The organism is Pseudomonas sp. REST10 (genome assembly GCF_029542605.1).
Classification (GTDB): Bacteria; Pseudomonadota; Gammaproteobacteria; order Pseudomonadales; family Pseudomonadaceae; genus Aquipseudomonas; species Aquipseudomonas khazarica.
On sequence record NZ_CP035677.1, the window covers coordinates 4,114,905 to 4,139,604 of the forward strand.

At 66.6% G+C, this 24,700-nt stretch carries 22 protein-coding genes; 12 read left to right on the forward strand and 10 right to left on the reverse strand.

Annotated features, from left to right (window positions below; all coding sequences use genetic code 11):
- The first annotated feature begins 29 nt into the window (after positions 1 to 29).
- The 3 genes from EWH21_RS19415 to EWH21_RS19425 all read left to right on the forward strand — a co-directional run bounded on the left by EWH21_RS19415 (position 30) and on the right by EWH21_RS19425 (position 3,946).
- Positions 30 to 1,193 (forward strand): membrane dipeptidase, encoded by a 1,164-nt coding sequence (locus EWH21_RS19415; RefSeq protein ID WP_277699103.1) that lies wholly within the window; start codon positions 30 to 32, stop codon positions 1,191 to 1,193.
- A 110-nt stretch (positions 1,194 to 1,303) separates the two neighbouring features.
- Complete coding sequence (gene rhlB, locus EWH21_RS19420; RefSeq protein ID WP_037055988.1) at positions 1,304 to 2,746, forward strand: ATP-dependent RNA helicase RhlB; 1,443 nt, start codon at positions 1,304 to 1,306, stop codon at positions 2,744 to 2,746.
- A 72-nt stretch (positions 2,747 to 2,818) separates the two neighbouring features.
- Positions 2,819 to 3,946 carry an FAD-binding oxidoreductase gene (locus tag EWH21_RS19425; RefSeq protein WP_277699104.1) on the forward strand — a complete coding sequence of 376 codons (1,128 nt, stop codon included), beginning with the start codon at positions 2,819 to 2,821 and terminating at the stop codon, positions 3,944 to 3,946.
- A 7-nt stretch (positions 3,947 to 3,953) separates the two neighbouring features.
- Here EWH21_RS19425 and EWH21_RS19430 read toward each other — a convergent pair whose 3' ends face one another.
- From EWH21_RS19430 to EWH21_RS19440, 3 genes are all read right to left on the reverse strand, one after another.
- A complete protein-coding gene (locus EWH21_RS19430; protein WP_277699105.1) occupies positions 3,954 to 4,262 on the reverse strand; it encodes a hypothetical protein in 309 nt (102 codons plus the stop codon).
- Between the two features lie 60 nt (positions 4,263 to 4,322).
- Positions 4,323 to 5,312 carry a TerC family protein gene (locus EWH21_RS19435; protein WP_037055982.1) on the reverse strand — a complete coding sequence of 330 codons (990 nt, stop codon included), beginning with the start codon at positions 5,310 to 5,312 and terminating at the stop codon, positions 4,323 to 4,325.
- 187 nt (positions 5,313 to 5,499) lie between these two features.
- The gene (locus tag EWH21_RS19440; RefSeq protein WP_277699106.1) at positions 5,500 to 7,863 is read right to left on the reverse strand and encodes a DNA polymerase II; all 2,364 of its coding nucleotides are present in this window, start codon (positions 7,861 to 7,863) and stop codon (positions 5,500 to 5,502) included.
- A gap of 161 nt (positions 7,864 to 8,024) precedes the next feature.
- On the opposite strand from EWH21_RS19440, the gene EWH21_RS19445 reads away from it, so the two are divergent.
- Genes EWH21_RS19445 through EWH21_RS19455 form a run of 3 tightly spaced genes read left to right on the forward strand, consistent with a single transcriptional unit; the run spans position 8,025 to position 9,713 of the window.
- Positions 8,025 to 8,459, forward strand: coding sequence for a group II truncated hemoglobin (locus tag EWH21_RS19445; protein ID WP_277699107.1), 435 nt, complete (start codon positions 8,025 to 8,027; stop codon positions 8,457 to 8,459).
- Positions 8,456 to 8,794, forward strand: a complete 339-nt coding sequence (locus tag EWH21_RS19450) for an FKBP-type peptidyl-prolyl cis-trans isomerase (protein WP_037055976.1) — start codon at positions 8,456 to 8,458, stop codon at positions 8,792 to 8,794. The genes EWH21_RS19445 and EWH21_RS19450 overlap by 4 nt, the downstream gene beginning before the upstream one ends.
- A complete protein-coding gene (locus tag EWH21_RS19455; RefSeq protein ID WP_179554814.1) occupies positions 8,787 to 9,713 on the forward strand; it encodes a class I SAM-dependent methyltransferase in 927 nt (308 codons plus the stop codon). The genes EWH21_RS19450 and EWH21_RS19455 overlap by 8 nt, the downstream gene beginning before the upstream one ends.
- A 74-nt stretch (positions 9,714 to 9,787) precedes the next feature.
- Here the strand turns inward: EWH21_RS19455 and norR are convergent, their stop codons facing one another.
- Entirely contained in the window at positions 9,788 to 11,338 is a 1,551-nt protein-coding gene (gene norR / locus EWH21_RS19460) for a nitric oxide reductase transcriptional regulator NorR (RefSeq protein WP_277699108.1), read from the reverse strand.
- A 193-nt stretch (positions 11,339 to 11,531) separates the two neighbouring features.
- Here norR and hmpA point away from each other — a divergent pair, with 193 nt between their 5' ends.
- Genes hmpA through EWH21_RS19475 form a run of 3 tightly spaced genes read left to right on the forward strand, consistent with a single transcriptional unit; the run spans position 11,532 to position 14,148 of the window.
- Positions 11,532 to 12,713, forward strand: coding sequence for an NO-inducible flavohemoprotein (hmpA, locus tag EWH21_RS19465; RefSeq protein ID WP_277699109.1), 1,182 nt, complete (start codon positions 11,532 to 11,534; stop codon positions 12,711 to 12,713).
- 18 nt (positions 12,714 to 12,731) lie between these two features.
- Positions 12,732 to 12,983 (forward strand): transmembrane sensor/regulator PpyR, encoded by a 252-nt coding sequence (locus tag EWH21_RS19470; RefSeq protein ID WP_134678219.1) that lies wholly within the window; start codon positions 12,732 to 12,734, stop codon positions 12,981 to 12,983.
- On the forward strand, positions 12,970 to 14,148 hold the full coding sequence (locus EWH21_RS19475) for an NnrS family protein (protein ID WP_277699110.1): 1,179 nt from the start codon (positions 12,970 to 12,972) through the stop codon (positions 14,146 to 14,148). Before EWH21_RS19470 ends, EWH21_RS19475 begins: the two co-directional genes overlap by 14 nt.
- Positions 14,149 to 14,167: 19 nt before the next feature.
- On the opposite strand, the gene rimI is transcribed toward EWH21_RS19475, so the two are convergent.
- The 3 genes from rimI to EWH21_RS19490 are packed head-to-tail and all read right to left on the reverse strand — an operon-like array spanning position 14,168 to position 16,402.
- Positions 14,168 to 14,620: a ribosomal protein S18-alanine N-acetyltransferase gene (gene rimI, locus EWH21_RS19480; RefSeq protein WP_134678217.1), complete on the reverse strand. Its 453-nt coding sequence runs from the start codon at positions 14,618 to 14,620 to the stop codon at positions 14,168 to 14,170.
- A 31-nt stretch (positions 14,621 to 14,651) separates the two neighbouring features.
- Positions 14,652 to 15,443 (reverse strand): energy transducer TonB, encoded by a 792-nt coding sequence (locus tag EWH21_RS19485; protein WP_277699111.1) that lies wholly within the window; start codon positions 15,441 to 15,443, stop codon positions 14,652 to 14,654.
- Positions 15,444 to 15,463: 20 nt separating this feature from the next.
- Entirely contained in the window at positions 15,464 to 16,402 is a 939-nt protein-coding gene (locus EWH21_RS19490; protein ID WP_277699112.1) for a LysR family transcriptional regulator, read from the reverse strand.
- 110 nt (positions 16,403 to 16,512) lie between these two features.
- Between EWH21_RS19490 and EWH21_RS19495 the strand changes: the two genes are divergently transcribed.
- Genes EWH21_RS19495 through EWH21_RS19505 form a run of 3 tightly spaced genes read left to right on the forward strand, consistent with a single transcriptional unit; the run spans position 16,513 to position 19,540 of the window.
- Positions 16,513 to 17,862 (forward strand): acyclic terpene utilization AtuA family protein, encoded by a 1,350-nt coding sequence (locus tag EWH21_RS19495; protein WP_277699113.1) that lies wholly within the window; start codon positions 16,513 to 16,515, stop codon positions 17,860 to 17,862.
- Positions 17,862 to 18,182 carry a hypothetical protein gene (locus tag EWH21_RS19500; protein WP_175253872.1) on the forward strand — a complete coding sequence of 107 codons (321 nt, stop codon included), beginning with the start codon at positions 17,862 to 17,864 and terminating at the stop codon, positions 18,180 to 18,182. The genes EWH21_RS19495 and EWH21_RS19500 overlap by 1 nt, the downstream gene beginning before the upstream one ends.
- A 50-nt stretch (positions 18,183 to 18,232) precedes the next feature.
- Complete coding sequence (locus EWH21_RS19505) at positions 18,233 to 19,540, forward strand: citrate:proton symporter (RefSeq protein WP_277699114.1); 1,308 nt, start codon at positions 18,233 to 18,235, stop codon at positions 19,538 to 19,540.
- A gap of 60 nt (positions 19,541 to 19,600) precedes the next feature.
- On the opposite strand, the gene EWH21_RS19510 is transcribed toward EWH21_RS19505, so the two are convergent.
- From EWH21_RS19510 to EWH21_RS19520, 3 genes are all read right to left on the reverse strand, one after another.
- Positions 19,601 to 20,845, reverse strand: a complete 1,245-nt coding sequence (locus EWH21_RS19510) for a saccharopine dehydrogenase family protein (RefSeq protein ID WP_037055960.1) — start codon at positions 20,843 to 20,845, stop codon at positions 19,601 to 19,603.
- Between the two features lie 143 nt (positions 20,846 to 20,988).
- Complete coding sequence (locus EWH21_RS19515) at positions 20,989 to 22,086, reverse strand: carboxynorspermidine decarboxylase (RefSeq protein ID WP_152489493.1); 1,098 nt, start codon at positions 22,084 to 22,086, stop codon at positions 20,989 to 20,991.
- Positions 22,087 to 22,364: 278 nt separating this feature from the next.
- Positions 22,365 to 24,692: a DUF6160 family protein gene (locus EWH21_RS19520; RefSeq protein WP_277699115.1), complete on the reverse strand. Its 2,328-nt coding sequence runs from the start codon at positions 24,690 to 24,692 to the stop codon at positions 22,365 to 22,367.
- Positions 24,693 to 24,700 lie beyond the last annotated feature (8 nt).

Here is a 24,700-nt window from a genome sequence, read left to right on the forward strand (position 1 = left end):
GGCATAACAACACGCCTGGATGGCCACTCATGCGCAAACTCCTGCTCGCCCTGTTGCTCCTCGTTCCCCTCTCCGCCCTGGCCGTTCTCGGCCTGCCGTCGCTGCTCGACGCGAAGATGAACAGCGTCGCCAGCCCGCCGCCCTACAGCACCAGCGCCAGCGCGCAGAAACTGCACCAGGGCCTGTTCGTCGCCGACCTGCACGACGACGCCCTGCTCTGGGAGCGCGACCTGCTCAAGCGCTACGACTACGGGCACTCGGACCTGCCACGCATGCTCGAGGGGCGTCTCGGCCTGCAGGTGTTCTCCACCGTGACCAAGACCCCGCGCGGGCTGAACATGGAGAGCAATGGCGCCGACAGCGACAACATCACCCTGCTGGCGATGGCCCAGCGCTGGCCACGGGAAACCTGGAGCAGCCTGCTGCAGCGCGCCTTGTACCAGGCGCAGAAACTGCGTGACGCCGCGGCCGGCAGCGACGGGCGCCTGGTACTGATCCGCAGCCGCGAGGACCTCACCGGCTTCATCGCCGCCTGGCAGCAGGACCCTCGCCGCGTCGCCGGGCTGCTGGCCACCGAGGGTCTGCAACCCATCGAGGGCAAGCTGGAGAACATCGACGTGCTGTACGACGCCGGCTTTCGCATCGCCGGCCTCACGCACTTCTTCGACAACGAAGTCGGCGGCTCGGCCCATGGCCTGAACAAGGGCGGCCTGACGCCGCTGGGGCGCCAGGTGATCGCACGCCTGGAAGAAAAGGCCATGCTGGTGGACCTGGCCCACGCCTCGCTCCCACTGATCGATGACGTGCTGGCCATGGCCACGCGCCCGGTGCTGGTGTCGCATACGGGTGTCGAAGGCACCTGCCCCGGCACCCGCAACCTCAGCGACAAGCATATCCAGGCCATTGCCGCCAAAGGCGGGGTCATCGGCATCGGCTACTGGAGCACCGCCGTGTGCGATACCTCGGTCGCGGCCATCGTCAAGGCCATCCGCTACACCGTCGACCAAGTCGGGGTCGAGCATGTCGCCCTCGGCTCGGACTTCAACGGCACCGTGCATACGCCGTTCGACGTGACCGGCCTGGCGCAGATCACCGAAGGCCTGCAGCAGGCCGGCTTCGATGACAGCGCCATCGCCGCGATCATGGGCGGCAACGTGCAGCGCCTGCTGCTGGCCAGCCTGCCGGAGCAATGAGGCGCTGACCACTCGGTCCCCTTGACAGACGCGAGCGAAGCACTTCGCCACGCTCGCGTCTTGCATTACACTGGCGAGCGTTCACTCCTTAACCAGTCGATGAGAAGCCCGTGCTCAAAGCACTCAAGAAAATGTTCGGCAAGGCCGAAGACGAGCAGCCACAAGCGTCCCCCGTAGCAGCGCCCAGCCCGGCCCGCGGCACAGACGACCAGCGCTCCCGCAAGAACAAACCCGCCCGTGCCGCCAGCGACAACGCCGGCACGCCCAGCCCGCAGCAGCAACCACGCCCCGCCAAGGCCGACAAGCCCCGTCGCGAACGCCCGGCCAAGCCGGTGGACACCTGGAAGCTGGAAGACTTCGTGGTCGAGCCTGCCGAAGGCAAGGTGCGCTTCCATGACTTCAGACTCGCGCCCGAGCTGATGCATGCCATCCACGACCTGGGTTTCCCCTACTGCACACCGATCCAGGCCGGCGTCCTCGGTTACACCCTCAAGGGCCAGGATGCCATCGGCCGCGCCCAGACCGGCACCGGCAAGACCGCCGCGTTCCTCATCTCGATCATCACCCAGCTGCTGCAGACCCCGGCGCCGAAAGAGCGCTACATGGGCGAGCCGCGTGCGCTGATCATCGCGCCGACCCGCGAGCTGGTGGTACAGATCGCCAAGGACGCCGCCGAGCTGACCAAGTACACCGGGCTCAACGTCATGAGCTTCGTCGGCGGCATGGACTTCGACAAGCAGCTCAAGCAGCTGGAGTCGCGCTTCTGCGACATCCTCGTGGCCACCCCGGGCCGTCTGCTGGACTTCAACCAGCGCGGTGAGGTGCACCTGGACATGGTCGAGGTGATGGTCCTCGACGAAGCCGACCGCATGCTCGACATGGGCTTCATCCCGCAGGTGCGCCAGATCATCCGCCAGACGCCGATGAAGGGTGACCGCCAGACCCTGCTGTTCTCCGCCACCTTCACCGAAGACGTGATGAACCTGGCCAAGCAGTGGACGGTCAACCCGGCCATCGTCGAGATCGAGCCGGAGAACGTCGCCAGCGACACCGTCGAGCAGCACGTCTACGCCGTCGCCTCCAGCGACAAGTACAAGCTGTTGTACAACCTGGTCACGCAGAACGCCTGGGACCGGGTGATGGTCTTCGCCAACCGCAAGGACGAAGTGCGCCGCATCGAGGAACGCCTGACCCGCGACGGCGTCAGCGCCGCGCAGATGTCCGGTGACGTGCCGCAGCACAAGCGCATCAAGGTGCTCGAAGGCTTCCGTGCCGGACACATCCGCGTACTGGTCGCCACTGACGTGGCCGGTCGCGGCATCCACGTCGACGGCATCAGCCACGTGATCAACTTCACCCTGCCGGAAGACCCGGACGACTACGTGCACCGCATCGGTCGTACCGGCCGCGCCGGCACCAGCGGCACCTCGATCAGCTTCGCCGGCGAGGACGACGCCTTCGCCCTGCCACCGATCGAAGAACTGATCGGGCGCAAGATCCAGTGCGAGATGCCGCCGGACGAGCTGCTCAAGGCCGTGCCGCGCAAGCACTGAAGCGACGGCGAGCGAACAAAGGCGAAGCCTGTGGCTTCGCCTTTTTCATTTGACCCCATCGAACGACACGACATGCAGCACTGCGACTACCTCATCATCGGCGGCGGTATCGCCGGCGCCTCCACCGGCTACTTTCTCGCCGGCCACGGCAAGACCATCGTCCTGGAGCGCGAGGCGCAACCGGGCTACCACTCCACCGGTCGCTCGGCCGCGCTCTACACCGTGGCCTACGGCACGCCCCAGGTGCGCGCACTGACCGCCGCCAGCCGCGCCTTCTACGACGCGCCACCCGCTGGCTTCAGCGACCACCCGCTGCTCACCCCGCGTGGCGAACTGGTGGTGGATTTCAGCGGCGATGCGGCCGAGCTGCAGCGCCAGTTCGAGCAGGCGCGCCAACAGGTCGCCGAGGCTCGCCTGCTCAGCGCCGAGCAGGCCTGCGCGATGGTGCCGGTGCTGCGTCGCGAACGGGTCCGAGGGGCGCTGTACGACCCCAGCGCCGCCGACATCGATACCGCCGCCCTGCACCAGGGCTACCTGCGCGGCATCCGCCAGCAGGGTGGCGAAATACACTGCGACCGCGAGGTGCTGGCCATCAGCCGCAGCGCCGAGGGCTGGCAGGTGGACTGCGCGGGGCAGCCCTACAGCGCCACGCTGCTGATCAACGCCGCCGGCGCCTGGTGCGACCAGATCGCCCAGCTGGCCGGGTTGCCCGGCATCGGCCTGCAACCCAAACGACGCGCCGCCTTCACCTTCCAAGCCGGCGAGGGCATCGACTGCCAGAACTGGCCGGCGCTGGTCAGCCTGGACGAATCCTTCTACTTCAAGCCCGATGCCGGTCTGCTGCTGGGTTCACCGGCCAATGCCGACCCGGTGGCGGCCCACGACGTACAACCGGAAGAGCTGGACATCGCCCTCGGCATCCACCAGATCGAAACCCATACCAGCCTGCAGATTCGCCGCCCGGAGCACACCTGGGCCGGCCTGCGCAGCTTCGTTGCCGACGGCGACCTGGTCGGCGGTTTCGATGCGCAGGCGGCGGGCTTCTTCTGGGTCGCCGCACAGGGCGGCTACGGCATCCAGACCAGCGCGGCCATGGGCCAGGCCTGCGCCGCGCTGATCCGCAAGCAGCCGCTGCCGGAACAGCTGATCGCCGCCGGCCTGACCGCCGCCATGCTCAGCCCGCAGCGGCTGCTCGGCTGACGCCTCATCAGGTTTCCACGCCTGGCTCGACGGGACGTTCGGCGGATGGTTCGTCGTGCGGCCTGTCGCTGCCCTCCTCGGCCTCGGCTTCGGCCTTGCCCAGGGCGCGGTTGGTGGAGTCCTGCAAGGCGTCCACCTGGCGGTTGACCTCGTCCACCACTTCTCCGACCGAGCCCTCGATCAACGCCTGCGCTTCCTTCTTCGCCTCGTCGGCCAGTTTCTGCGCCGACTGCTCGGCGGCCTCGCAGCCGGCCAGGGTGAACACAATGGCGCCCAAGGCAGCGAATGCCAGGGGACGTTTGCGGCAGCTATTCATCAGTGATTCTCCAGTTTCGGGCTGCCTCCGACCACGCCAGCGGCGGGGCCGGGGCGAGCATCAATGTTCGTGTGGCTGCGATTGGCCACGGGTCTTGTACAGCGACAACGCCACGCCACCGACCAGCAGGCCGAGGGTCACGCTGAGGGATACGGCCGCCGGGATCTTGCCGATGATGCCCACCAGGAAGATCTTCGTGCCGATGAACACCAGCACCAGGGCCAGTGCGTACTTGAGATAGGCAAAGCGGTGGATCAGCGCGGCCAGGGCGAAGTACAGGGCGCGCAGGCCGAGGATGGCGAAGATGTTCGAGGTGTAGACGATGAACGGATCCTGGGTGATGGCGAAGATCGCCGGCACGCTGTCGATGGCGAACACCAGGTCGGCACACTCGATCAGGATCAGCGCGAGGAACAGCGGCGTCACCCACAGCACGCGGCGTCCGTTGCCATCGTCCTGGCGCACGAAGAAGCGCTGGCCGTGCAGGCCGTCGGTCACGCGCAGGTGCTTGCGCAGGAACCTGACCAGCAGGTTGTTCTGCAGGTCCGGTGCGTCGTCCAGCCTGGAGAACAGCATCTTCACTCCGGTGAAGAACAGGAACGCACCGAACAGGTAGAGCACCCAGCTGAACTCATGGATCAGCGCCGCACCCAGGCCGATCATGATCGCGCGCAGCACCAGCACCCCCATGATTCCCCAGAACAGCACCTTGTGCTGGTACTGCCGCGGGATCGCCAGGAAGCTGAAGATCATGGCCATGAGGAACACGTTGTCCATCGACAACGATTTTTCGATCAGGAAGCCGGTGAGGTAATCCATGCTGGCGTCGCCGCCCTTCTGGAAGAACACCCAGACGCCGAACAGCAGGCCGGCGCTGATGTAGCCGGCGGACAGCAACAGGCTCTCGCGCACGCCGATCTCGCGATTGTCGCGATGCAGCACGCCAAGGTCGAAGGCCAGCAGGGAGATGACGACAGCGATGAAGACCAGCCACAACCAGGTGGCCGTACCGAGGAAGTCGGCAAAGAGGAACGGTTCGAGGGCAGTCATGAGCCCCTCCTACAGTCAGATTGAACAGACTGTGATTCCGACATCGCGGTGTTAACCGCCAGAGGGGCCCGGCATCACGGGCGCCAATATATTCAGGCCGTGAACGCCGCTCAACGGGACGAGCTTTGCAAATTATTTCCTGCCAGCGGCATCCGCGTCACGCGCGGGAGACGCCCGCCAGCAGCACTCAGAACAGCCTGTACTGCCCGTCCAGCAGGCGCTCGAAGTCGCCACCGACGAACGGCAGGATGGCATCGGCCACCGGCTTCAGCTGGCGGCTGATGTAATGCTCGTAGTCGACGGGTGACAGCAGGCGCTCCAGCGGTTGCGGCCCGCCCCTGGTGATCAGGTAGCTGATCCAGCCGCCGCGCTGGTACTGCAGCGGCCTGCCCAGGTGCTGGTTGTGCTCGTCGGCCAGGCGCGCGGCGCGCACGTGCGGCGGCACGTTGCGCTGGTAGTCGTCGAGGCGCCGGCGCAGGCGCTTGCGATAGACCAGCAGTTCATCCAGCTCACCGTCCAGGGTGCGCTCGACGTAGTCGCGCACGTACGCCTCGTAGGGCTCGCCGGCGAAGACCAGCCGGTACAGCTCCTGCTGGAAGCGCTGCGCCAGCGGCGACCAGTCGGTGCGCACCGTTTCCAGGCCCTTGAACACCATGCGCTCGGCGCCAGCGGCGTCGCGCACCAGGCCGGCATAGCGCTTCTTGCTGCCCTCTTCGGTGCCACGGATGGTGGGCATCAGAAAGCGCCGGTAGTGGGTCTCGAACTGCAGCTCCAGCGCACTGTCCAGCCCGTACGCGTGCTGCAGGTGCTCGCGCCACCAGGCATTCACGCGGGCCACCAGCGCGCGGCCGATGCGCGCCGCCTCGTCCTCGTCATGCGCCCGACCGAGCCAGACGAAGGTGGAGTCGGTATCGCCATAGATCACCGCGTGCCCCTCGGCCTCGATCAGCTCGCGGGTGCGTTTCATGATCTGGTGCCCGCGCAGGGTGATGGACGACGCCAGGCGCGGGTCGAAGAAGCGGCAGCCACTGGAGCCAAGCACACCGTAGAAGGCGTTCATGATGATCTTCAGCGCCTGCGACAGCGCCGCATTGCCGTCGCGCTTGGCCGTCTCGCGCCCCTGCCACACGCGCTCGACGATGCTCGGCAGGCAGTGCTGCGTGCGCGAGAAGCGCGCGCCGCGAAAGCCTTCCACCGAATGCGCGTCGTCCGGGCGCTGCAGGCCTTCGACCAGCCCCACCGGGTCGATCAGGAAGCTGCGGATGATCGACGGATACAGGCTCTTGTAATCCAGCACCAGCACCGAGTCGTAGAGCCCCGGACGCGAATCCATGACGAAACCGCCCGGGCTGTTCTCGCCGCGGATGTCGCCGAGGTTGGGCGCGACGAAGCCGAGGCGATGCATCGGCGGCAGGTACAGATGGGTGAACGCCGCGACCGAGCCGCCACTGCGATCGGCGGCCAGGCCGGTGACGCTGGAGCGTTCCAGCAGGAAGGCGAGCAGCTCGGTGTGGGCGAAGATGCGCGTGACCAGCTCGCAGTCCTTGAGGTTGTAGTGCGCCAGCGCCGGCCTGTCCTCGTCGAACATGCGCTGGATCTCGTCCATGCGTGCATAGGGTGTGTCGATCGCCTTGCCTTCGCCCAGCAGGGTCTGCGCCACCGACTCCAGGCTGAACGAAGGGAAGCTCCAGGTGGCCGAGCGCAAGGCTTCGATGCCATCGATGATCAACCGCCCGGCCGCCTCGGCGAAGTAGTGCTGGCTGCTGTTGTGCTGACGCCAGCCGAGCACGTCGCCACCACGCCCCAGGCGCAGCGGCACCTTGAGCTGCTCGGCGTGCTCGCGCAGCACGCGCAGGTCGAACTGCACCAGGTTCCAGCCGATGATGGCGTCGGGGTCATGCCGCTCCAGCCAGGCATTCAGGCACTCGAGCAGCGCCTTGCGGCTGTCGCAGTAGGCGAGGTCGAAGTCGACGCCGCTGGCGTCACCGTTGGCCGGGCCGAGCATGTAGACCTGACGCTGGCCACAGCCCTCCAGGGCGATGGAGTACAGCTCGCCACGGGCGCTGGTCTCGATATCCAGCGAGACCAGGCGCAGGCGCGGGCGGTAGTCGGCGGCCGGCCTGAGCGACTTGCACAGCAGGCTGCCGTCCGCCTGTTCGACCCCCTCGAAGGCGACGCTGGCGGTGATGAAGCGTTCCATCAGGTAACGCTCCGGCGGACGGATATCGGCCTCGTAGACATCCACGCCGACCTGGCGCAGCTTCTTCTCCAGTTGCAGCAACTGGCGGTACTGACGGCAGTACAGGCCCAGCACCGGGCGCTGGCGGAAATCACGCAGGGCCAGCTCGCGCAACTCGGCGCCCTGTTCATTGCGCAGCAACGGCTCGGCCCAGGCGCGCTGCTCGACTGGAATGAACGCCACCGACTCCTGCAACGGCAGGCGCACCTGTAGCGGGCCGGCGTCGGTCGCCAGCCAGAACGCCACCTCGGTGCCTTGCGGCGTATCGCGCCAATGGCGGCTGAGCACGAAGCCTTGCTGGGGTTGGGTCATCGGGAATGGGCTGCGGATTCAAACTCGGTGCTTACGTGCTACGTGTGGGAGGGGCTTGAGCCGCGACCGTCGCCGCTAAAGCGCCTCCCACAGGGCGTGCACTTCAAATGGCCGACCATTCTACGCCAGCGGTTACAATGGCGCCTTTTCAGGAGGCGCGCATGAGCGACACCCTGCCCTACGGCACTCTCGACGCGTCCTACCAGGCTGCCGGCGGTATCGACGGCCTGCGCCGGCTGGTCGACGACTTCTACCGGTTGATGGACCAACGTCCCGAGGCCGCTGCCCTGCGCGCCCTGCATCCGGCCGACCTGAGCGCGTCGCGGGACAAGCTGGCGTGCTTTCTCAGCGGCTGGCTGGGCGGGCCGCGCCTGTTCGCCGAGAAATACGGCAGCATCAGCATTCCGGCCTTCCATTCGCAGTGGCCGATTGACCAGGCCCTGGCCGAGAGCTGGCTGAGCTGCATGGCCGGCGCCATCGCCCGGCAGGGCTATGCGCCGGCATTCGCCGACTACCTGCTGAGGCAACTGCGCGTGCCTGCCGAACGCTCGGTGCAGGCCAGTCAGAATCGTCACCGCAAGGAAACCCCGACATGAGCAACGAACTGATCATCGAAGACCTGCAACCCGGCGACGGCAAGGCCGTGGTCAAGGGCGCCCTGATCACCACCCAGTACCGTGGCTGGCTGGCCGACGGCAGCGAGTTCGACTCGTCCTTCTCGCGCGGCAAGCCGTTCCAGTGCGTGATCGGCACCGGGCGGGTGATCAAGGGCTGGGACCAGGGCCTGATGGGCATGCAGGTCGGTGGCAAGCGCAAGCTGCAGGTGCCGGCGCACCTGGGTTACGGCGAACGCAGCGTCGGCTCGATTCCTGCCAACGCCGACCTGACCTTCGAGATCGAACTGCTGGAAGTGCTGACCCGCGATGACTGACGCGCCCCTCGCCACCCTGCGCCAGCACCTGTTGCAGGCGCTGCACAACCCGCCCGGCGACGAGACCCGGCGGCTGTTCCATGGCCGTGGCCGTTGCTGGCCGGGGTTGGAGCAGATCACCGTCGACTGGCTGTCGGGCATCGTCCTGGTCATGCTGTTCCGCGAGCCGGATGCCGCCCTGCGCCCGCTGCTGCTGGAACTGCTGGACACGCCAGAGTGGCAGGCCAGCGGCGCCCGTGGCCTGCTGCTGCAGCACCGCTACGTGCACGGCAGCGAGAGCGAATGGCTGGCCGGCGAGGAGCAGGCGCAGTGGACGATCCGCGAGGACGGCCTGCGCTACCTGCTCGACCTGGGCAGCAAGCAGAACAGCGGCCTATTCCTCGACATGCGCCTGGGCCGCCAGTGGGTGCGCCAGCAGGCGGCCGGCAAGCGCGTGCTCAACCTGTTCGCCTACACCTGCGGTTTCTCCGTGGCAGCCATTGCCGGCGGTGCGACGCGGGTGGTCAACCTGGACATGGCGCGCGCCGCCCTGACCCGTGGACGCGACAATCACCGCCTCAACCAGCACGACCTGAGCCAGGTGGAGTTTCTCGGCCACGAGTTGTTCAAATCCTGGGGCAAGGTGCGCAAGAGCGGGCCTTACGACCTGATCATCATCGACCCGCCGAGCTTCCAGAAAGGCAGCTTCGCCCTCACCCAGGACTACGCCCGCATCCTCCGTCGCCTGCCGGAGCTGCTCGGCGAACGGGGTACGGTACTGGCCTGCGTCAATGACCCGGACACCGGCCCGGACTTCCTCATCGCCGGCATGGCCGCCGAGGCGCCACAGCTGCGTTTCGTCGAGCGCCTGGACAACCCGCCGGAGTTTCCCGACATCTCGCCGGAAAGCGGCCTGAAGGCACTGGTGTTCGAGCTTTAGCCAGGTGCAACCCGACGCCCTGCCCCCGGAAGCATCCGGGCCACGCCGAGCATCGACCCCGACTTAGCAGCCTGCTAGCGAATGCCCAGGCGCTTGGCCAGGCGGCTGAGGTTGGCTCGATCCACCCCCAGCTCACGCGCCGCATCGGCCCACTTGCCGTGATGACGCGCCAGGCACTGTTCGATCAGCTGGCGCTGGAAGGCGTCCACCGCCGTGCGCAGCTCCAGGCCTGCCGGCACCGGCTCTGCACTGGCCAGCGTCGCCTCCACGGCGCTGTTCACCGCGCCCGTCGGCAGGTCCAGGTCCTGAACCTCCAGGCTGAGAATGCGCGGCCGCTCGTCATGCCGCGCCAGCGCCTTGATCGCGGCGCGGCCCACCAGATGCTCCAGCTCGCGCACGTTGCCCGGCCAGTCATGCGCCAGCAGCGCCTTCTGTGCCTCGGCCGCCAAACGCAGGCTGCGCAAGCCGAGACGCGCGCGATTCTCTTCGAGGAAGTACCCCGCCAGCAGCAGCACGTCACGGCCGCGCTCACGCAGCGGCGGCACAGGCAGCGGGTAGACACTCAGGCGGTGGTACAGATCGGCACGGAAACGCCCGGCGCGCACCTCGGCGGCGAGGTCACGGTTGGTAGCGGCGATCACCCGCACATCGACACGATGCTCGCGGTCCGAACCGACCCGCTGCAGCTGCCCGCTCTGCAACACGCGCAACAGCTTGGCCTGCACCGCCAGTGGCAGCTCGCCGACCTCGTCGAGGAACAGGCTGCCGCCGTCGGCCAGCTCGAACTTGCCACTGCGCTCGTTCACCGCGCCGGAGAAGGCGCCACGCACGTGGCCGAACAGCTCGCTTTCCACCAGCGAATCGGGCAGCGCAGCGCAGTTGAGGCTGACCAGCGGCCGCCGCGCACGCGGTGACGCGGCATGAATGGCTTCGGCCACCAGCTCCTTGCCGACGCCGGTTTCGCCGGTGATCAACACAGTGAGCGGGCTGTCGCCCACCAGGCGAATCTCATCCTGCAGCTTGCGCAACGCCGCACTCTGCCCCACCAGCTCGCGCGGTTGCTGGCGTGCCTGCTTGTACAGCTCGGTGAGCTGGCGCTCGGTCTCGACGCGCTGGGCCAGGCCGCTGATGCGCTCGCTGGCCTTGACCGTGGCGGCCGCCAGGCTGGCGAACGCATCCAGGCTGTCCAGGTCGACGCGCGCGAAACTCGAAGGGTCGAGCGCGTCCAGCGTCAGCAGGCCCCACAGCTGATCATCCAGGTACAGCGGACAGCCCAGGCAGTCGTGCACCTCCAGGTGACCGTGCAGGCCGTCGACCAGCCCATCGTAGGGGTCGGGCAAGCCACAGTCGGCGGCGAAACGGGTCGGGCCACGATGTTCCACCAGTGCCGCCAGGCGGGGATGCTCACTGATCCTGAAACGCCGCCCCAGGGTATCGGCACTCAGCCCCTCCACCGCCACCGGCAACAGCAGTTCGCCATCGAACTTGAGCAGCGCCACCGCATCGCAGGGGAACAGCCGGCGCAGTGCGGCCAGCAAGCGCCGGTAGCGCTCGCCATCGTCCAGTTCGCGGGACAGGTCGGCGACCAGGGGGATCAGCGTTTCGAGCAAGGGATTAGTGGTCATATCGACTACCAGAAGTCTTTATGACACAAGAAGAGTTGCTGTCATAAATACCGCAAAACATATAAGCCATTGATTTATAAGAACAAAACAAATGGCACGCTTAATGGAATGAATAGAGCGCTAACGCTAGCACGTCGGCAATGGCCAGACGAGCCACCCCGGCGCCTTTATTTGCCTTGCGGAGACCCTCCCCATGCTCACCACCACCCAACGCGACCTGATCAAAGCCACCGTCCCGCTTCTGGAAAGCGGCGGCGAAGCGCTGACCACTCACTTCTACCGGATGATGCTCAGCGAGTTTCCGCAGGTGCGCCCGCTGTTCAACCAGGCCCATCAGGCCAGCGGCGATCAGCCCCGCGCCCTGGCCAACGGCGTGCTCATGTACGCCCGTCACATCGACCGCCTCGAGGCCCTGGGACCGCTGGTCAAGCAGGTGGTGAACAAGCACGTCGCCCTGCAGATCCTGCCGGAGCACTACCCTATCGTCGGTGGCTGCCTGCTGCGCGCTATCCGCGAAGTGCTGGGTGCCGAAGTCGCCACCGATGCGGTGATCGACGCCTGGGCCGTGGCCTACCAGCAACTGGCCGACATCTTCATCGGCGCCGAGGAACAGCTGTACCAGCAGAACGCAGCAGCCCCCGGCGGCTGGCGTGGTGCGCGCCGTTTCCGGGTGGCTCGCAAGGTCGGCGAGAGCGACGAGATCACCTCCTTCCACCTGGTACCGGTCGATGGCGGGCCCCTGCTCGACTACCTGCCGGGCCAGTACATCGGCATGCGCCTGCTGCTGGACGGCGAGGAGGTCCGCCGCAACTATTCGCTGTCGGCCCTGGCCAACGGCCGCGAGTACCGCATCAGCGTCAAGCGCGAAGTGGGCGGGCGCGTTTCCAACCACCTGCACGACAACGTCCAGATAGGCGATGAGCTGGACCTGTTCCCACCTGCCGGCGACTTCTCCCTGAGCGAGTCGGACAAACCGCTGGCGCTGATCACTGCCGGCGTGGGCATCACGCCGGCGCTGGCGATGCTCGACGCGGCGCGCCACTCCGGGCGGCCCATCCATTTCATCCACTGCGCGCGCAATGCGGACGTGCACGCCTTCCGCGACTGGGTCGACGCCCAGGTCGCCGAGCACCCGCAGATCCGCCACTACGTCTGCTACAGCGAGCCAGGCGCCGCTGACCAGGCCGATGCCACCGGCTACCTCAGCCAGGAGCTGCTCGAGCAGTGGTTGCCCGCCGAACGCGACCTGGACGCCTACTTCCTCGGCCCCAAACCCTTCATGGCCCAGGTCAAGCGCCATCTGCAGGCACTGGGCGTACCGGATGAACAGAGCCGCTACGAGTTCTTCGGCCCGGCTTCGGCACTGGACAGCTGATCGATCAGGAGGTGAATCATGTACCCGCTCAATCTTCCACCCTTACAGATCCTGCTGCTGTCCACCCGCCTGCTCTGGGCCGGCCTGCTGCTTCTGATCCTGGGCCTGGTCGCGGCCTACGGCCTGGACAAGCAGCTGAACCTGGCCGCGCTGGTACTGGCACACAGCCTGACGCTGATCGGCCCGAGCGTGCTGAAGATCGGCTACGTGCTGCGCCTGATCGCTCAGGCGCGGCTGGCAGAAGGAGCGGGTACGCATGCAGTTGCTTGATCGCAAACAGGCGCTGGCGGTGCTGCCGCTCTGGCGCCTGGGCTTTCGCGCCTTCTTCCTCGCCGGAGCCGTCTTCGCCCTGCTCGCCATCGCCCTCTGGGCCCTGGCCTTGCAGGGTGCGGTGAGCCTCGTGGCGGTGCCCGGCGGCATGCTGGCCTGGCACCGCCACGAGATGCCGTTCGGCTTCGCCCTGGCGATCATCGCCGGCTTCCTGCTTACGGCCGTACAGAACTGGACGGGGCGCCCCGGTCTCAGCGGGCGGCCACTGATCGCCCTGTTCGGGCTGTGGCTGGCTGCACGCCTGGCCTGGTTCGTGCCCGTGCCGCCGGCTGTCCTGATCGGCCTGCAACTGGCCTTCGTCGGCCTGTTCATCGCGCAGATGGCGCGCCAGCTGATCAGCGCCAGGCAGCGCAACAACTACCCGATCCTGCTGGTGCTGGCCCTGCTCGCCCTGTGCCAGTCACTGACCCTCGCCGGCCTGGCGCAGGGCGACGACGACCTGCAACGTCGCGGGGCACTGGCCGCCCTGTGGCTGATCGCCGTGCTGCTGAGCCTGATCGGCGGGCGGGTGATCCCCTTCTTCACCCAGCGCGGCCTGGGCCGCAGCGAAGCCTTCGCTCCCCATCCCTGGCAGGACCGCGCGCTGCTGCTCGGCGGCGTGCTGGCCGCCGCGCTGAATGCCAACGGATACGGCCTGCAGGCGCAGCCCTGGCTGGCCACGCTGTTCGTCGGCTTGGCCACGCTGCACGGCCTGCGCCTGTGGCGCTGGTACCTGCCCGGCATCTGGCGCGTGCCGTTGCTCTGGTCGCTGCACCTGGCCTATGCCTGGCTGCTGCTGGCCGCCCTCGGCATGGCAGCCTGGCACCTGGGCTGGCTGCCTCAGGCCAGCCTGGCCAGCCACGCACTGGCAGTGGGGGCGATGGGTGGGTTGATCCTGGCGATGATGGCGCGGGTCAGCCTCGGGCATACCGGGCGTCCGCTGCAGCCTCCCAGGGCCATGGCCTGGGCCTTCGCCCTGCTCAACCTGGGTGCACTGCTCCGGGTCGCGGCCGGCGGCGACTGGCTGTGGCTGGCGGCGCTGTGCTGGGGGATGGCGTTCGCCCTGTTCAGCCTGAACTACGCGCCCATGCTGTGCCGGGCGCGGCTGGACGGGCATCCCGGCTGAACGGCGACGCCGAAACGTCTCACTCGACCAGGGTGCAGGCCATCACCAGGGCGTCTTCGCGACCACCCACGGCCGGGTAGTAGTCGCGGCGGCGCCCCACTTCGTTGAAGCCGAAACGCTCGTACAGGCGGTAGGCCGCCTGGTTGCTGGCGCGCACTTCGAGGAAGCACTCGCGCCCGCCCAGCTCGTGAGCTTCCTTCATCAGGTGCTCGAGCAGACACAGCCCCAGGCCACGGCCCTGGCTTTCGGGCTTGACGGTGATGTTGAGCAGGTGCGCTTCATCGAGGATCAGGTTGATCACGCCATGACCGACCTGCTGCCCGCCTTCGAACATCAGCCAGCAGTTGTAGGACTTCAGCGCGTCGCTGAAGATGCCGCGCGTCCACGGGTGGCTGAAGGCGGCGTACTCCACTTTCAGCACGGCATCGAGATCCGCCTCGGTCATCGGGCGGAAGGAAATCGCATCGCTCATGGGGCGTCACTCGGGCGCAAAGGTGGGATTCTCAGGAACGAGCAGGTGCCAGCCAGCGCTGCCGGACACGCCGCATGGCCTGCCACAGTTCGCGCTTGCGCGTGGGCTCTTCCATCAGCAGCTCCAGGCCCGGCAACGCCCAGCAGGCGCCAAGGCCATCGATCTGCAACTCGCGGTTGTAGCTGTGCTCGTCAGCTTCACCGGCGAAGCGAATGGCCGGCAGGCCGACCAGCCAGAGGCAGGTGCTTGGCTGCTCTTCCAGGCGTGCCGCGACGAAGCTCTGCACGAACTCCAGCGCCGCCTGCGGGCCCTGGTCCATGTTGCCGCGCACCAGCAGCGGCCAGCGCACCGGCTCGCCCAGCAGCTGCGGGCTGTCCGGCAGGCCGGCGGCACGCAGCAGGTCCTTGAGCAGAATGTAGGCCGGGTCACGGCTCTGGAAGGGCTCGCCAGTGGGCAGCTCCACCAGCAGCGCGCAGTCGCCGGCACGCAGCAGCTGCAGGGCGAAGCGCGGCGGCGGGACGTTGACCCGCGCCGGCTTCTCCTCGACCGCCTCCGGCGCGGCGACGGGCGTCTCGACAGCCGCCTGACGCGGCTGAGCAGCTGGTCGTGGAATCTCGATCCTGGGGCGCTCGGCAGGCGCCTCGCGTACCGTTTCGACGGCCGCCAGCGGTGCCTCGGCCTGCGCCGGCTGCGGTTCTTCAGCGGGCGGCGGCGCGAGCAGTTCCTGACGCGACGGCGCGGCGAAAGGCAGCTCGGCACGCGGCAGCCAGGTGGCCACCTGCATGGCATCGAGGTAGGCGCGACGGCGCAGCTCGGTGTTCAAACCAGCGGTATCCAGTGCAGTCAGTTGAAAGAGGTGGGATTGTCGCGTGAATCGACGCCTGCGGATAGTCCCTGAGCACCCCGCGTCAGTTGCTGCAGCAGCGTGACGAAGGCCTGCGCCGGCGGACTCAGGTAGCAGGGCTTGCGCTGTAGCAGGCCGATGCTGCGCACGGGCGCCTCGGACAGAACGTGCACGGCGAGGCTGCCATCGCCGTTGAAGGTATCGGCGACACTCGCCGGCAGCAGCGCATAGCCCAGCCCGGAGCGTGCCAGCGCCGCGGCGCTGCTCATGTAGGCCACCTCCCACGCCGGCTCGCGCAGCAGGCCCATGCGCTGCAACGTGGCATCGGCCATGCCGCGCAGGCTGGTGTCACGGGTGGTGGCGATGTAGTCCTGCTCGCGCAGCGCAGACAGCAGGGCCTTGCCATGCAGGCGAGCCGAACCACGTACCAGCAGCACCAGGCTGTCGTCGTACAGCGGCCGAAAATCCAGCGCCCCGAGATCGTCCGCCGCCGAGGTGATGGCGAAATCCACCTCGGCGGCGCTCACCCACTGGCGGATCTCTCCGGCACGGCCATCGCACAGGCTGATGTCGATGCCGGGATAGCGCCGCCGGTACTCCTGCAACACCCGTGGCAACGGCTCGATCGCCACCGACGGCAACACGGCGATGCGTAGCGAACCGCTCTCGAGATGCAACTGCTCGCGGGCATCGTGCACGGCGTTATCCATGTCGCGCAGCAGGCGCCGCGCCTGCTCGAGAAAACGCAGGCCGGCATCGGTCAGCTCCACGCTGCGCGTGTTGCGCGCCAGCAGCGACAGGCCGAGGGCGTCCTCGAGCTTGCGCAGGCTGTAGCTCAACGCGGGTTGCGACAGGTGAATCTGTTCGGCGGCGCGGCTGAAACTGCGCTGTTCGGCGATCAGGACGAACGCCTGAAGCTGACGGAAGCTGATATCCATGACGAGGCAACTTATAAAACACGCTTATTAATTCATATCACATTTCGAATTCACAACTAAATCGCCACAGGTCAACCTTGCCCCAGACCTGACCGTTAAATGGATCGACAATGACCACAACAGTCCATATCGGGTGCGGGGCGGGCTTCGCCAACGACCGTCCCGATGCCGCGCTGGCCCTGGCCAACGACCTCGCCGCTCGCGCTGGCCGGCGCTTTCTGTTCTTCGAGCTGCTGGCCGAACGCACCCTGGCCGAATCCCAGCTGCGCCGCCTCAACGACGCCCAGAGTGGCTACGCCCTGCGCCTGTTCGACTTCCTCGAGCCGGTGCTGGAGACCTGCCTGGATGCCGGCATCCCCATCATCACCAACGGCGGCGCCGCCAACCCGGTCGCCGCAGCCCGCCGCCTGCGCCAGCGCCTGGACGCCACGCGCCACGCAGCGGCACGCATCGCCTGCGTTCTGGGTGACGACCTGCTGGATGCCGGCATCGAGCTGCAACGCTGGCTGCCCGCGTCGCTCGATGGCGAGGTGGTTTCGGTCAACGTCTACAGCGGGGCCGATGGCATCACCGAGGCACTGGACCAGGGGGCCGACATCGTGCTCTGCGGCCGTGTCGCCGACCCCAGCCTGGCGGTCGGCCCGCTGCGCCATGCCTTCGGCTGGGCGGCCGATGACTGGCAACGCATCGCCCAGGCCACGGCGGTCGGCCATCTGCTCGAATGCTGCACCCAGGTCAGCGGCGGCTACTTCGCCCATCCGGGCGTGAAGGACGTGCCGGACCTGGCCAACGTCGGCTGCCCCATCGCCACGGTCGCGGCCGATGGCCGCGTGGTCATCGGCAAGGCGGCCGGCACCGGCGGCTGCGTCACCGAGCGCACGGTCAAGGAACAGTTGCTCTACGAAGTGCATGATCCGGCCGCCTACCTGACGCCGGACGTGGTCATGGACCTGAGCCAGGTGCGCGTGCGCCAGGTCGCCATCGACCAGGTCGAGGTGAGCGGCGTGCAGGGCAAACCACGCCCCACGCAGCTCAAGGGGCTGATCGGCCTGCGCGGCAAGTGGTTCGCCGAGGCGGAGATTTCCTACGCCGGCCCAGGCGCGGCCGCCCGTGCCGCACTGGCACGCGACATCCTGCTGCAACGCTGCGCCAGGCTGGCCCCTCGACTCACGCCATGGATCGATGTCATCGGCGTCGCCAGCCTGTTCAACGATGCCGCCGGCCAGTGGCTGCAGCAGCGCCTGGCACAGGCATCCGACTGCCAGGACGCGCGCCTGCGCATCAGCTTCCTGGATCACGACAAGGCGCTGCTGGAGCGCCTGCTGCTCGATGCCGAATCGCTCTACACCAACGGCCCTGCCGGCGGTGGCGGGGTACGCCGGCATATCGGCGAATCGCTCGCTACGGCCAGCTTCCTTATCGAACGCACAGCAGTGCAACAACGACTGGAGTGGTTCTGATGATCGACGTCCTGCTGTGCGACTACGCCCATGCCCGCGCGGGCGACAAGGGCAACACCCTCAGCGTGGCGGTATTCGCCTTCGCCGCCGAGCACTACGCCTGGCTGGAGCGCGAGCTGACCTGCGAGCGCGTGGCGGCCTGCCTGGGCCATCGCGCCATCGGCGCGGTGACACGCTACGCGCTGCCCAACCTGGGCGGCTTCAACTTCGTCGTGGAGAACGCCCTGGAAGGTGGCGTCAATGCCAGTCCCGGCCTGGACCGTCACGGCAAGAGCCTGAGTTACGCCCTGCTCGGCCTGAGGCTGCCGCCTCCCGACTGAGCGCGCACTCTCACCCTGTCTCCAACAATAACAACACCGGAGAGATCATCATGATCACCGCCCTGGGCTTCGGCCTGATGTTCCTCATCGTCACCCTGATTCTGCTGCGCCGCATCAGCCCGCTGGTAGCCTTCGTCACTCTGCCGGTGATCGCCTGCGCCATGGCCGGTTTCACCCCGAGCGAGATCGGCAAGTTCGCCACCGACGGGCTCAAGGCCGTGGCGCCCACGGCCACCCTGTTCATCTTCGCCATCCTCTACTTCGGGGTCATGCGCGAGCGTGGCCTGTTCGCCCCGCTGGTCAACTTCCTGCTGCGCAGCACGGGCGGCAAGCCGCTGGCCGTGGCACTCGTCACCGTCGCGGTGACGGCAGTGACCCACCTCGATGGCATCGGCGCCGCCACCTTCCTGCTGGTGATTCCCGCCTTGCTGCCGCTGTACCTGCGCCTGGGCATGCCGCGCGAAATGCTCCTGTGCCTGGTCGTGCTCAGCGCCGGGGTGATGAACATGGTGCCCTGGGGCGGCACCACTGCACGCGCCTCGGCGGTGACCGGCATCGACGCCTCGCAGCTGTGGATCGCGCTGATTCCGGTACAAGCGGTGGGTCTGGCCCTGGTACTGGCGCTGGCGGCGTTTCTCGGCCTGCGTGCCCAACGCAGCATTAACGGCGATAGCCGGGTGGCCGGCGGGCCGCTGCCGGAGACCGCGCAACAGGCCGACGACAGCCGCCAGCTGAGTCTCGGCCACTGGCGCTACTGGGCCAACCTGGCACTGACCCTGATCATCCTCGCCTGCCTGTTCACCGGCGCCTTCCCGCTGTTCGCCTGCTTCATGGTCGGCCTCGGTGTCGCGCTGCGGCTCAACTACCCGAGCCTGGCAGAGCAGAACCAGGCCGTGCTGCGTCACGCCAGCGACGCCATGCAGATGGCCCTGGTGATGCTCGCGGCCGGCATTCTGCTCGGCGTGCTGGCCGGCGCCGGGATGTCCGACGGCATGGCGCACTGGATGATCAACATCCTGCCAGACGGCTCGGCGAACTGGCTGCACCTGATCATCGGCGCCTTCGGCGTACCGCTGGGCATGCTGTTCTCCCCGGACGCCTACTACTTCGCCCTGCTGCCAGTGATCCGCGACGTCGCCGTGGCGGCCGGGGTCGACCCGGCTGCGGTGGCCAAGGCCCTGCTGATCGGCGAGAACACCGGCTTCGGCATCAGCCCGGTGGTGCCCAGCGTGTACCTGGCCATCGGCCTGGCGGGGGTCGAACTGTACCGGCACATTCGCTACACCCTGCTGTGGGCCTGGGGAATCAGCCTGGTGATGCTGGCCGCCGCCGTGCTGCTGGGCGTGGTCACGCTCTGAGCCTGGCCTGAAACGAAAAAGGATCGCCGAGGCGATCCTTTTTTCATGCTGGGGACGGGCTCAGATGGCCTGGTCCCACGGACGATCGCCGTGCTCGTCCTTGATGCGGGTGGGCAGGCCCATCACATCCAGGAGCTTGAGGAACGGTTCGGCCGGCAGCTCTTCGACGTTGACCATGCGCGACACGTCCCACTCGCCACGCGCCACCAGCAGGGCGGCGGCAACCGGCGGTACACCGGCGGTGTAGGAAATGCCCTGGCTGTCGGTCTCGACGTAGGCTTCCTTGTGGTCGGCCACGTTGTAGATGAACAGCTCGCGCGGCTGGCCATCCTTGGTGCCCTTGACCAGGTCGCCGATGCAGGTCTTGCCGCTGTAGCCCGGCGCCAGCGAGGACGGATCCGGCAGCACGGCCTTGACCACCTTCAGCGGTACCACTTCAAGACCTTCGGCAGTCTTGACCGGTTGCTCGGAGAGCAGGCCGAGGTTCTTCAGCACGGTGAAGACGTTGATGTAGTGGTCGCCGAAGCTCATCCAGAAACGGACGTTCGGCACGTCGAGGTGCTTGGAAAGCGAGTGCACCTCGTCATGGCCGGTCAGGTACAGGTTCTGCACGCCAACCACCGGCAGATCGTCGGTGCGTTTGACTTCGAACATGCTGTTGCTGGTCCATTGGCTGTTCTGCCAGCTGTAGACCGTGCCAGTGAATTCGCGGAAATTGATTTCCGGGTCGAAATTGGTGGCGAAGTACTTGCCGTGCGAGCCGGCGTTGACGTCGAGGATGTCGATCGACTCGATCTTGTCGAAGTACTGCTGTTGCGCCAGTGCGGCATAGGAATTGACCACGCCCGGGTCGAAGCCGACACCGAGGATGGCGGTCACGCCCTTGTCCTGGCATTCGGCCAGGTGCTTCCACTCGTAGTTGCCATACCACGGCGGGGTTTCACAGATCTTGCTCGGGTCTTCGTGGATCGCGGTGTCCAGATAGGCCACGCCGGTATCGATACAGGCGCGCAGCACGGACATGTTGAGGAAGGCAGAGCCCACGTTGATGACGATCTGCGACTCGGTTTCACGAATCAGCGCCTTGGTCGCTTCCACGTCCAGGGCGTTCAGTGCATAGGCCTTGATCTCGCCGGGCTGCTTGAGGCTGCCCTTGGCCTGTACGCTGTCGATGATGGCCTGGCATTTGGAGATGTTCCGTGACGCGATGGCAATACGACCCAGCTCGTCGTTATGCTGCGCGCACTTGTGGGCCACCACCTTGGCGACACCTCCTGCACCAATGATAAGAACGTTCTTCTTCAATTGTTTCACCTCCTGAGTACTGCATTTCTAGATAGGTACTGCGTTGCACGGGAAGTGCGAGCCGTTGGGTGGACGACGCTTCAGCGTCCACCTCACCGCCGCACCAGGGTGGACGAGCAAAGCCTCATCCACCCCAGGGGATATCACGACAGGCTGGACAGGTAGTCGTCGAACTCGAACTGGCGAGCCACCTCGACGCTACCGTCGAGTTGTTTCACCACGATGGACGGCATTTTCAGGCCGTTGAACCAGTTCTTCTTGACCATGGTGTAACCGGCGGCGTCGATGAACGACAGGCGATCACCGATCTGCAGCGGCTTGTCGAACTGGTATTCGCCGAAGATGTCGCCAGCCAGGCAGGACTTGCCGCACACCATGTAGGTGTGTTCGCCATCGTTGGGCGCCATCTTGGCGTTGAGGCGGTAGATCAGCAGATCGAGCATGTGCGCCTCGATGGAGCTGTCGACCACTGCGAGGTTCTTGCCGTTGTACAGCGTGTCGAGCACGGTCACTTCCAGCGAGGCGCTGAGGGTGATCGCCGCTTCGCCCGGCTCCAGGTAGACCTGCACGCCGTACTTCTCGGAGAAGGCCTTCAGTCGCGCACAGAAGGCATCGATCGGGTAGCCCTCGCCGGTGAAGTGGATGCCGCCACCGAGGCTGACCCACTCGACCTGCGCGAGCAGATGACCGAAGCGCTCCTCGATGGTGCCCAGCATCTTGTCGAACAGCTCGAAACTGCCGTTCTCGCAGTTGTTGTGGAACATGAAGCCGGAAATCTGCCCCATGACCGTCTCGATCTTGGCCGGGTCCCACTCGCCCAGGCGGCTGAACGGACGCGCCGGGTCGGCCAGCAGATAGTCGGAGCTGCTCACCTGCGGGTTGACGCGCAGGCCACGGATGGTGCCCGAGGTCCGCTCGGCGAAACGCTCCAACTGGCCAATGGAGTTGAAGATGATCTTGTCGCAGTTGGCGACCATCTCTTCGATCTCGTCGTCGGCCCACGCGACGCTGTAGGCATGGGTCTCGCCCGCGAACTTCTGCCGCCCCAGTTTCAGCTCGTACAGCGAAGACGACGTGGTGCCGTCCATGTACTGCTGCATCAGGTCGAAGACCGACCAGGTGGCGAAGCATTTCAGCGCCAGCAGCGCCTTGGCACCGGAGTTTTCACGCACGTAGGCGATCTTCTCCAGGTTGACCAGCAGCTTCTGTTTGTCGATGAGGTAGTACGGCGTCTGGATCATCTCGTCGCCCCAGCAAGGTCAGCCAGTGAGGGACATTCTGCCCCCCGGAAAAAAGTGGACGCGAATTGTGCCGATAACCGGCGCATATCGAAAGGGCATTGGAGATTTTTTGTACAACCGGTGATGACCGGAAGCTGGCCCGCCTGGACGAGCACGCTAGGACAGCGCGGTTACAGCGGTATGACGGGGCGCCCGGTTGACCCGTGCGAGTGGCTTCGGCCGCGACAACCGCCGCGACGAGCGCCTGGCGGCAGGGGCCATGCGTTGCAGGCTCCGCTTCAGTTCATGGGGGTGGCGGTGAGGTTGGCGCGGATATCGGCGTTCTGCAGCTTGATGCCGTACATGGAGGTGACCGCCCCGCCGCTCGGGTGGACGTTCTGGATACGGTCGATGTTGATTTCCTTGAAATGCACCCGTCCGTTGACGGCGAAGCCCAACGGATCCGGCGACACCGGGGGGCAGCCGCTGGTGCTCTTGTCGCAGACGCTGGTCGGCGCCACGTCCAGGTTGAGGTCGACCCGTACCCCGTAGCTGTTGGCATTGGCATCGCCGGGGTTGGCATCGGAGGTGTAGAAGTTGTCCACCACCAGTTGCGCGCCGGTGCCGTCGACGCCGTTCACCCGGTCCGTCTCGATGATCAGCTGGTTGCGCTTCTCGCTGTTCGACACGCTCCCCGCCGGGTTGCCCGAAGCATCGCGGACGAAGACGTTCTTCAGCCCGGCGGTGAGGCCTTCGTTGCCGCGATCCTCCCAGCGCCCGCCGCTGGCGGCACACGCCGAGGCATTGCTGCCACTGCCGCCGACGCACAGCGCGCCGGCGCCACCGGAACTGAGGCTGAGGGTGGAGCCCTGTTCGTAGCGGCGCAGCACGATGCGGCCGAGACTCTGTCCAGCGGCTCGGTCGCCCCAGCGTACATCGTGCACATCCAGGGTCGACCAGTAGGTGCCCTTGCTCAATTGCACACCGGCCTGGGTCACGTCCAGCGACCCATCGCGAAAGTGCATGTCGTAGCGCGTACCCGCCAGCCACAGACCGCGACCGGTCTCATCGACGGTGATCGCCGCGTTGGCATCGGTGACGAAGAAGTCGGCGTTGTAGCGCACACCGTCGCCACTGGCGCCGCCGGGACGCAGCGTAAGCTGGCCGTTGAGGGTGAAGTCGTAGGCCGGGAAGATCTCCAGCAGAACCAGCAGTTCGGTACCGCCCTGCAACGGTGCGTCGGCCCCGCCGACCCGCAGGCCATCGAAACTGTAGCCACCGCTGACGTTCTTCAGCCCCAGGCGCAGGCCGTCGAAATGTCCGTCATAGCCGCCACTGCCGGGCTGCGTGTCGACACTGCCGGCGTAGCAGCCGGTGCTGACGCCGCCGGCACAGCTACGGGTCAGGTCGAGCGTGAGCTGACCGACACCATGGGTGCGCAGGCCGCTGAACCACATGCTGTTACCGTTATCGGTGAGCGAGACCGAGCTGCTGACCATGTTCCACGACACATCGGCGGTGATGCCCTGCAAGCCGGAATTGGGCTCACCGCCGGGGCGCAGCTTGAACCAGTTCTGCCGCGCGCCCTGATCCTGGAAGTTCAGGTCCAGGGCCAGGCTGCCGATCTTCTGATTGCTCGGGTTACCGATAATCAGCCCGCCAAGGCTGGCATTCAGCTTGAGATCCTGGAACGCCAACTGGGCATAGCGCCCGCTGCCGTCCTCACCCAGGTCGAGGGTGATGCCATTCTGGCTGCTGAGCACTCCGGCGAAATTCTCGGCGCGCAGCACGCCATCATCCTTGTACTGGAACAGGCTGTTGGCGATGGTGATCTGGGGGATCAGGCGCACGCCCTGGCCACTCGCGCCGCCGCCGGCGATGCGGACACTGCCGCCCAGGCGCAGATCCATGTCCAGCTGACCGAAGCTGCGCGCATGGTCGACGTGACGGGTATCCGGCGCACTCGGTGTCGCAGCGACACCCGGATCAGGGTCACCATGGGCGAGATCCAGACCGATACCGCCAATCTGCGCGACGAAGCGCGTGTCCCCCAGATCGAGCCGCACCGCCGAGCCGTTGCCGCCGCTGACGATGTCCAGATAGGCGTTGTTCAGGTAGGCATCGAACGAAGCGTTGCGCACGATCAGGTCGAAGCCGTTGTCGCGGTAATAGAAGGTCACCGCATCCAGGCTCAGGCGGCTGTCATCGACGCTGAACCCGGCGACACCGCTGGCGCCGCCACCGCGCAACTGTAGGCTGGCCCCCAGGGTATAGAAGGCCCGGAAGGCGCCAAAGCTCCTGTCGCTGCCGGCAAAACCGATACCGTTCACCGCCAGCTCGTTCGCTCGGCCCTGGTGTTCGACATGCAAGCGGTCGTCGATCACGTCGATCTGCGTCGTGGAGCGGCTGCCAGCCTGCTGTGCACGACTGGAGATGCCTTCGACACGCAGGCTCTGGCCGTCCTCGCGGTATTCCAGGCTATCGGCGGACCAGCCGCCACCGCTCGTTTCGATGCTGATACCGCCACGGCCACTGACACTGGCCAGGCCGGCATCGTCCAGCGCCTGCATCGACCAGACCGGCGTGCTGCCGAGCAGCAGCGCAGAAAGCCATCCGTAACGCTGCATAACGGCCT

Bases quoted from the DNA above. Each gene is read 5' to 3' on its own strand.
- EWH21_RS19415 (WP_277699103.1), top strand. From the start codon at position 30: ATGCGCAAACTCCTGCTCGCCCTGTTGCTCCTCGTTCCCCTCTCCGCC.
- EWH21_RS19425 (WP_277699104.1), top strand. From the start codon at position 2,819: ATGCAGCACTGCGACTACCTCATCATCGGCGGCGGTATCGCCGGCGCC.
- EWH21_RS19430 (WP_277699105.1), bottom strand. From the start codon at position 4,262: ATGAATAGCTGCCGCAAACGTCCCCTGGCATTCGCTGCCTTGGGCGCC.
- EWH21_RS19435 (WP_037055982.1), bottom strand. From the start codon at position 5,312: ATGACTGCCCTCGAACCGTTCCTCTTTGCCGACTTCCTCGGTACGGCC.
- EWH21_RS19440 (WP_277699106.1), bottom strand. From the start codon at position 7,863: ATGACCCAACCCCAGCAAGGCTTCGTGCTCAGCCGCCATTGGCGCGAT.
- EWH21_RS19445 (WP_277699107.1), top strand. From the start codon at position 8,025: ATGAGCGACACCCTGCCCTACGGCACTCTCGACGCGTCCTACCAGGCT.
- EWH21_RS19450 (WP_037055976.1), top strand. From the start codon at position 8,456: ATGAGCAACGAACTGATCATCGAAGACCTGCAACCCGGCGACGGCAAG.
- EWH21_RS19455 (WP_179554814.1), top strand. From the start codon at position 8,787: ATGACTGACGCGCCCCTCGCCACCCTGCGCCAGCACCTGTTGCAGGCG.
- norR (WP_277699108.1), bottom strand. From the start codon at position 11,338: ATGACCACTAATCCCTTGCTCGAAACGCTGATCCCCCTGGTCGCCGAC.
- hmpA (WP_277699109.1), top strand. From the start codon at position 11,532: ATGCTCACCACCACCCAACGCGACCTGATCAAAGCCACCGTCCCGCTT.
- EWH21_RS19470 (WP_134678219.1), top strand. From the start codon at position 12,732: ATGTACCCGCTCAATCTTCCACCCTTACAGATCCTGCTGCTGTCCACC.
- EWH21_RS19475 (WP_277699110.1), top strand. From the start codon at position 12,970: ATGCAGTTGCTTGATCGCAAACAGGCGCTGGCGGTGCTGCCGCTCTGG.
- rimI (WP_134678217.1), bottom strand. From the start codon at position 14,620: ATGAGCGATGCGATTTCCTTCCGCCCGATGACCGAGGCGGATCTCGAT.
- EWH21_RS19490 (WP_277699112.1), bottom strand. From the start codon at position 16,402: ATGGATATCAGCTTCCGTCAGCTTCAGGCGTTCGTCCTGATCGCCGAA.
- EWH21_RS19495 (WP_277699113.1), top strand. From the start codon at position 16,513: ATGACCACAACAGTCCATATCGGGTGCGGGGCGGGCTTCGCCAACGAC.
- EWH21_RS19500 (WP_175253872.1), top strand. From the start codon at position 17,862: ATGATCGACGTCCTGCTGTGCGACTACGCCCATGCCCGCGCGGGCGAC.
- EWH21_RS19505 (WP_277699114.1), top strand. From the start codon at position 18,233: ATGATCACCGCCCTGGGCTTCGGCCTGATGTTCCTCATCGTCACCCTG.
- EWH21_RS19515 (WP_152489493.1), bottom strand. From the start codon at position 22,086: ATGATCCAGACGCCGTACTACCTCATCGACAAACAGAAGCTGCTGGTC.
- EWH21_RS19520 (WP_277699115.1), bottom strand. From the start codon at position 24,692: ATGCAGCGTTACGGATGGCTTTCTGCGCTGCTGCTCGGCAGCACGCCG.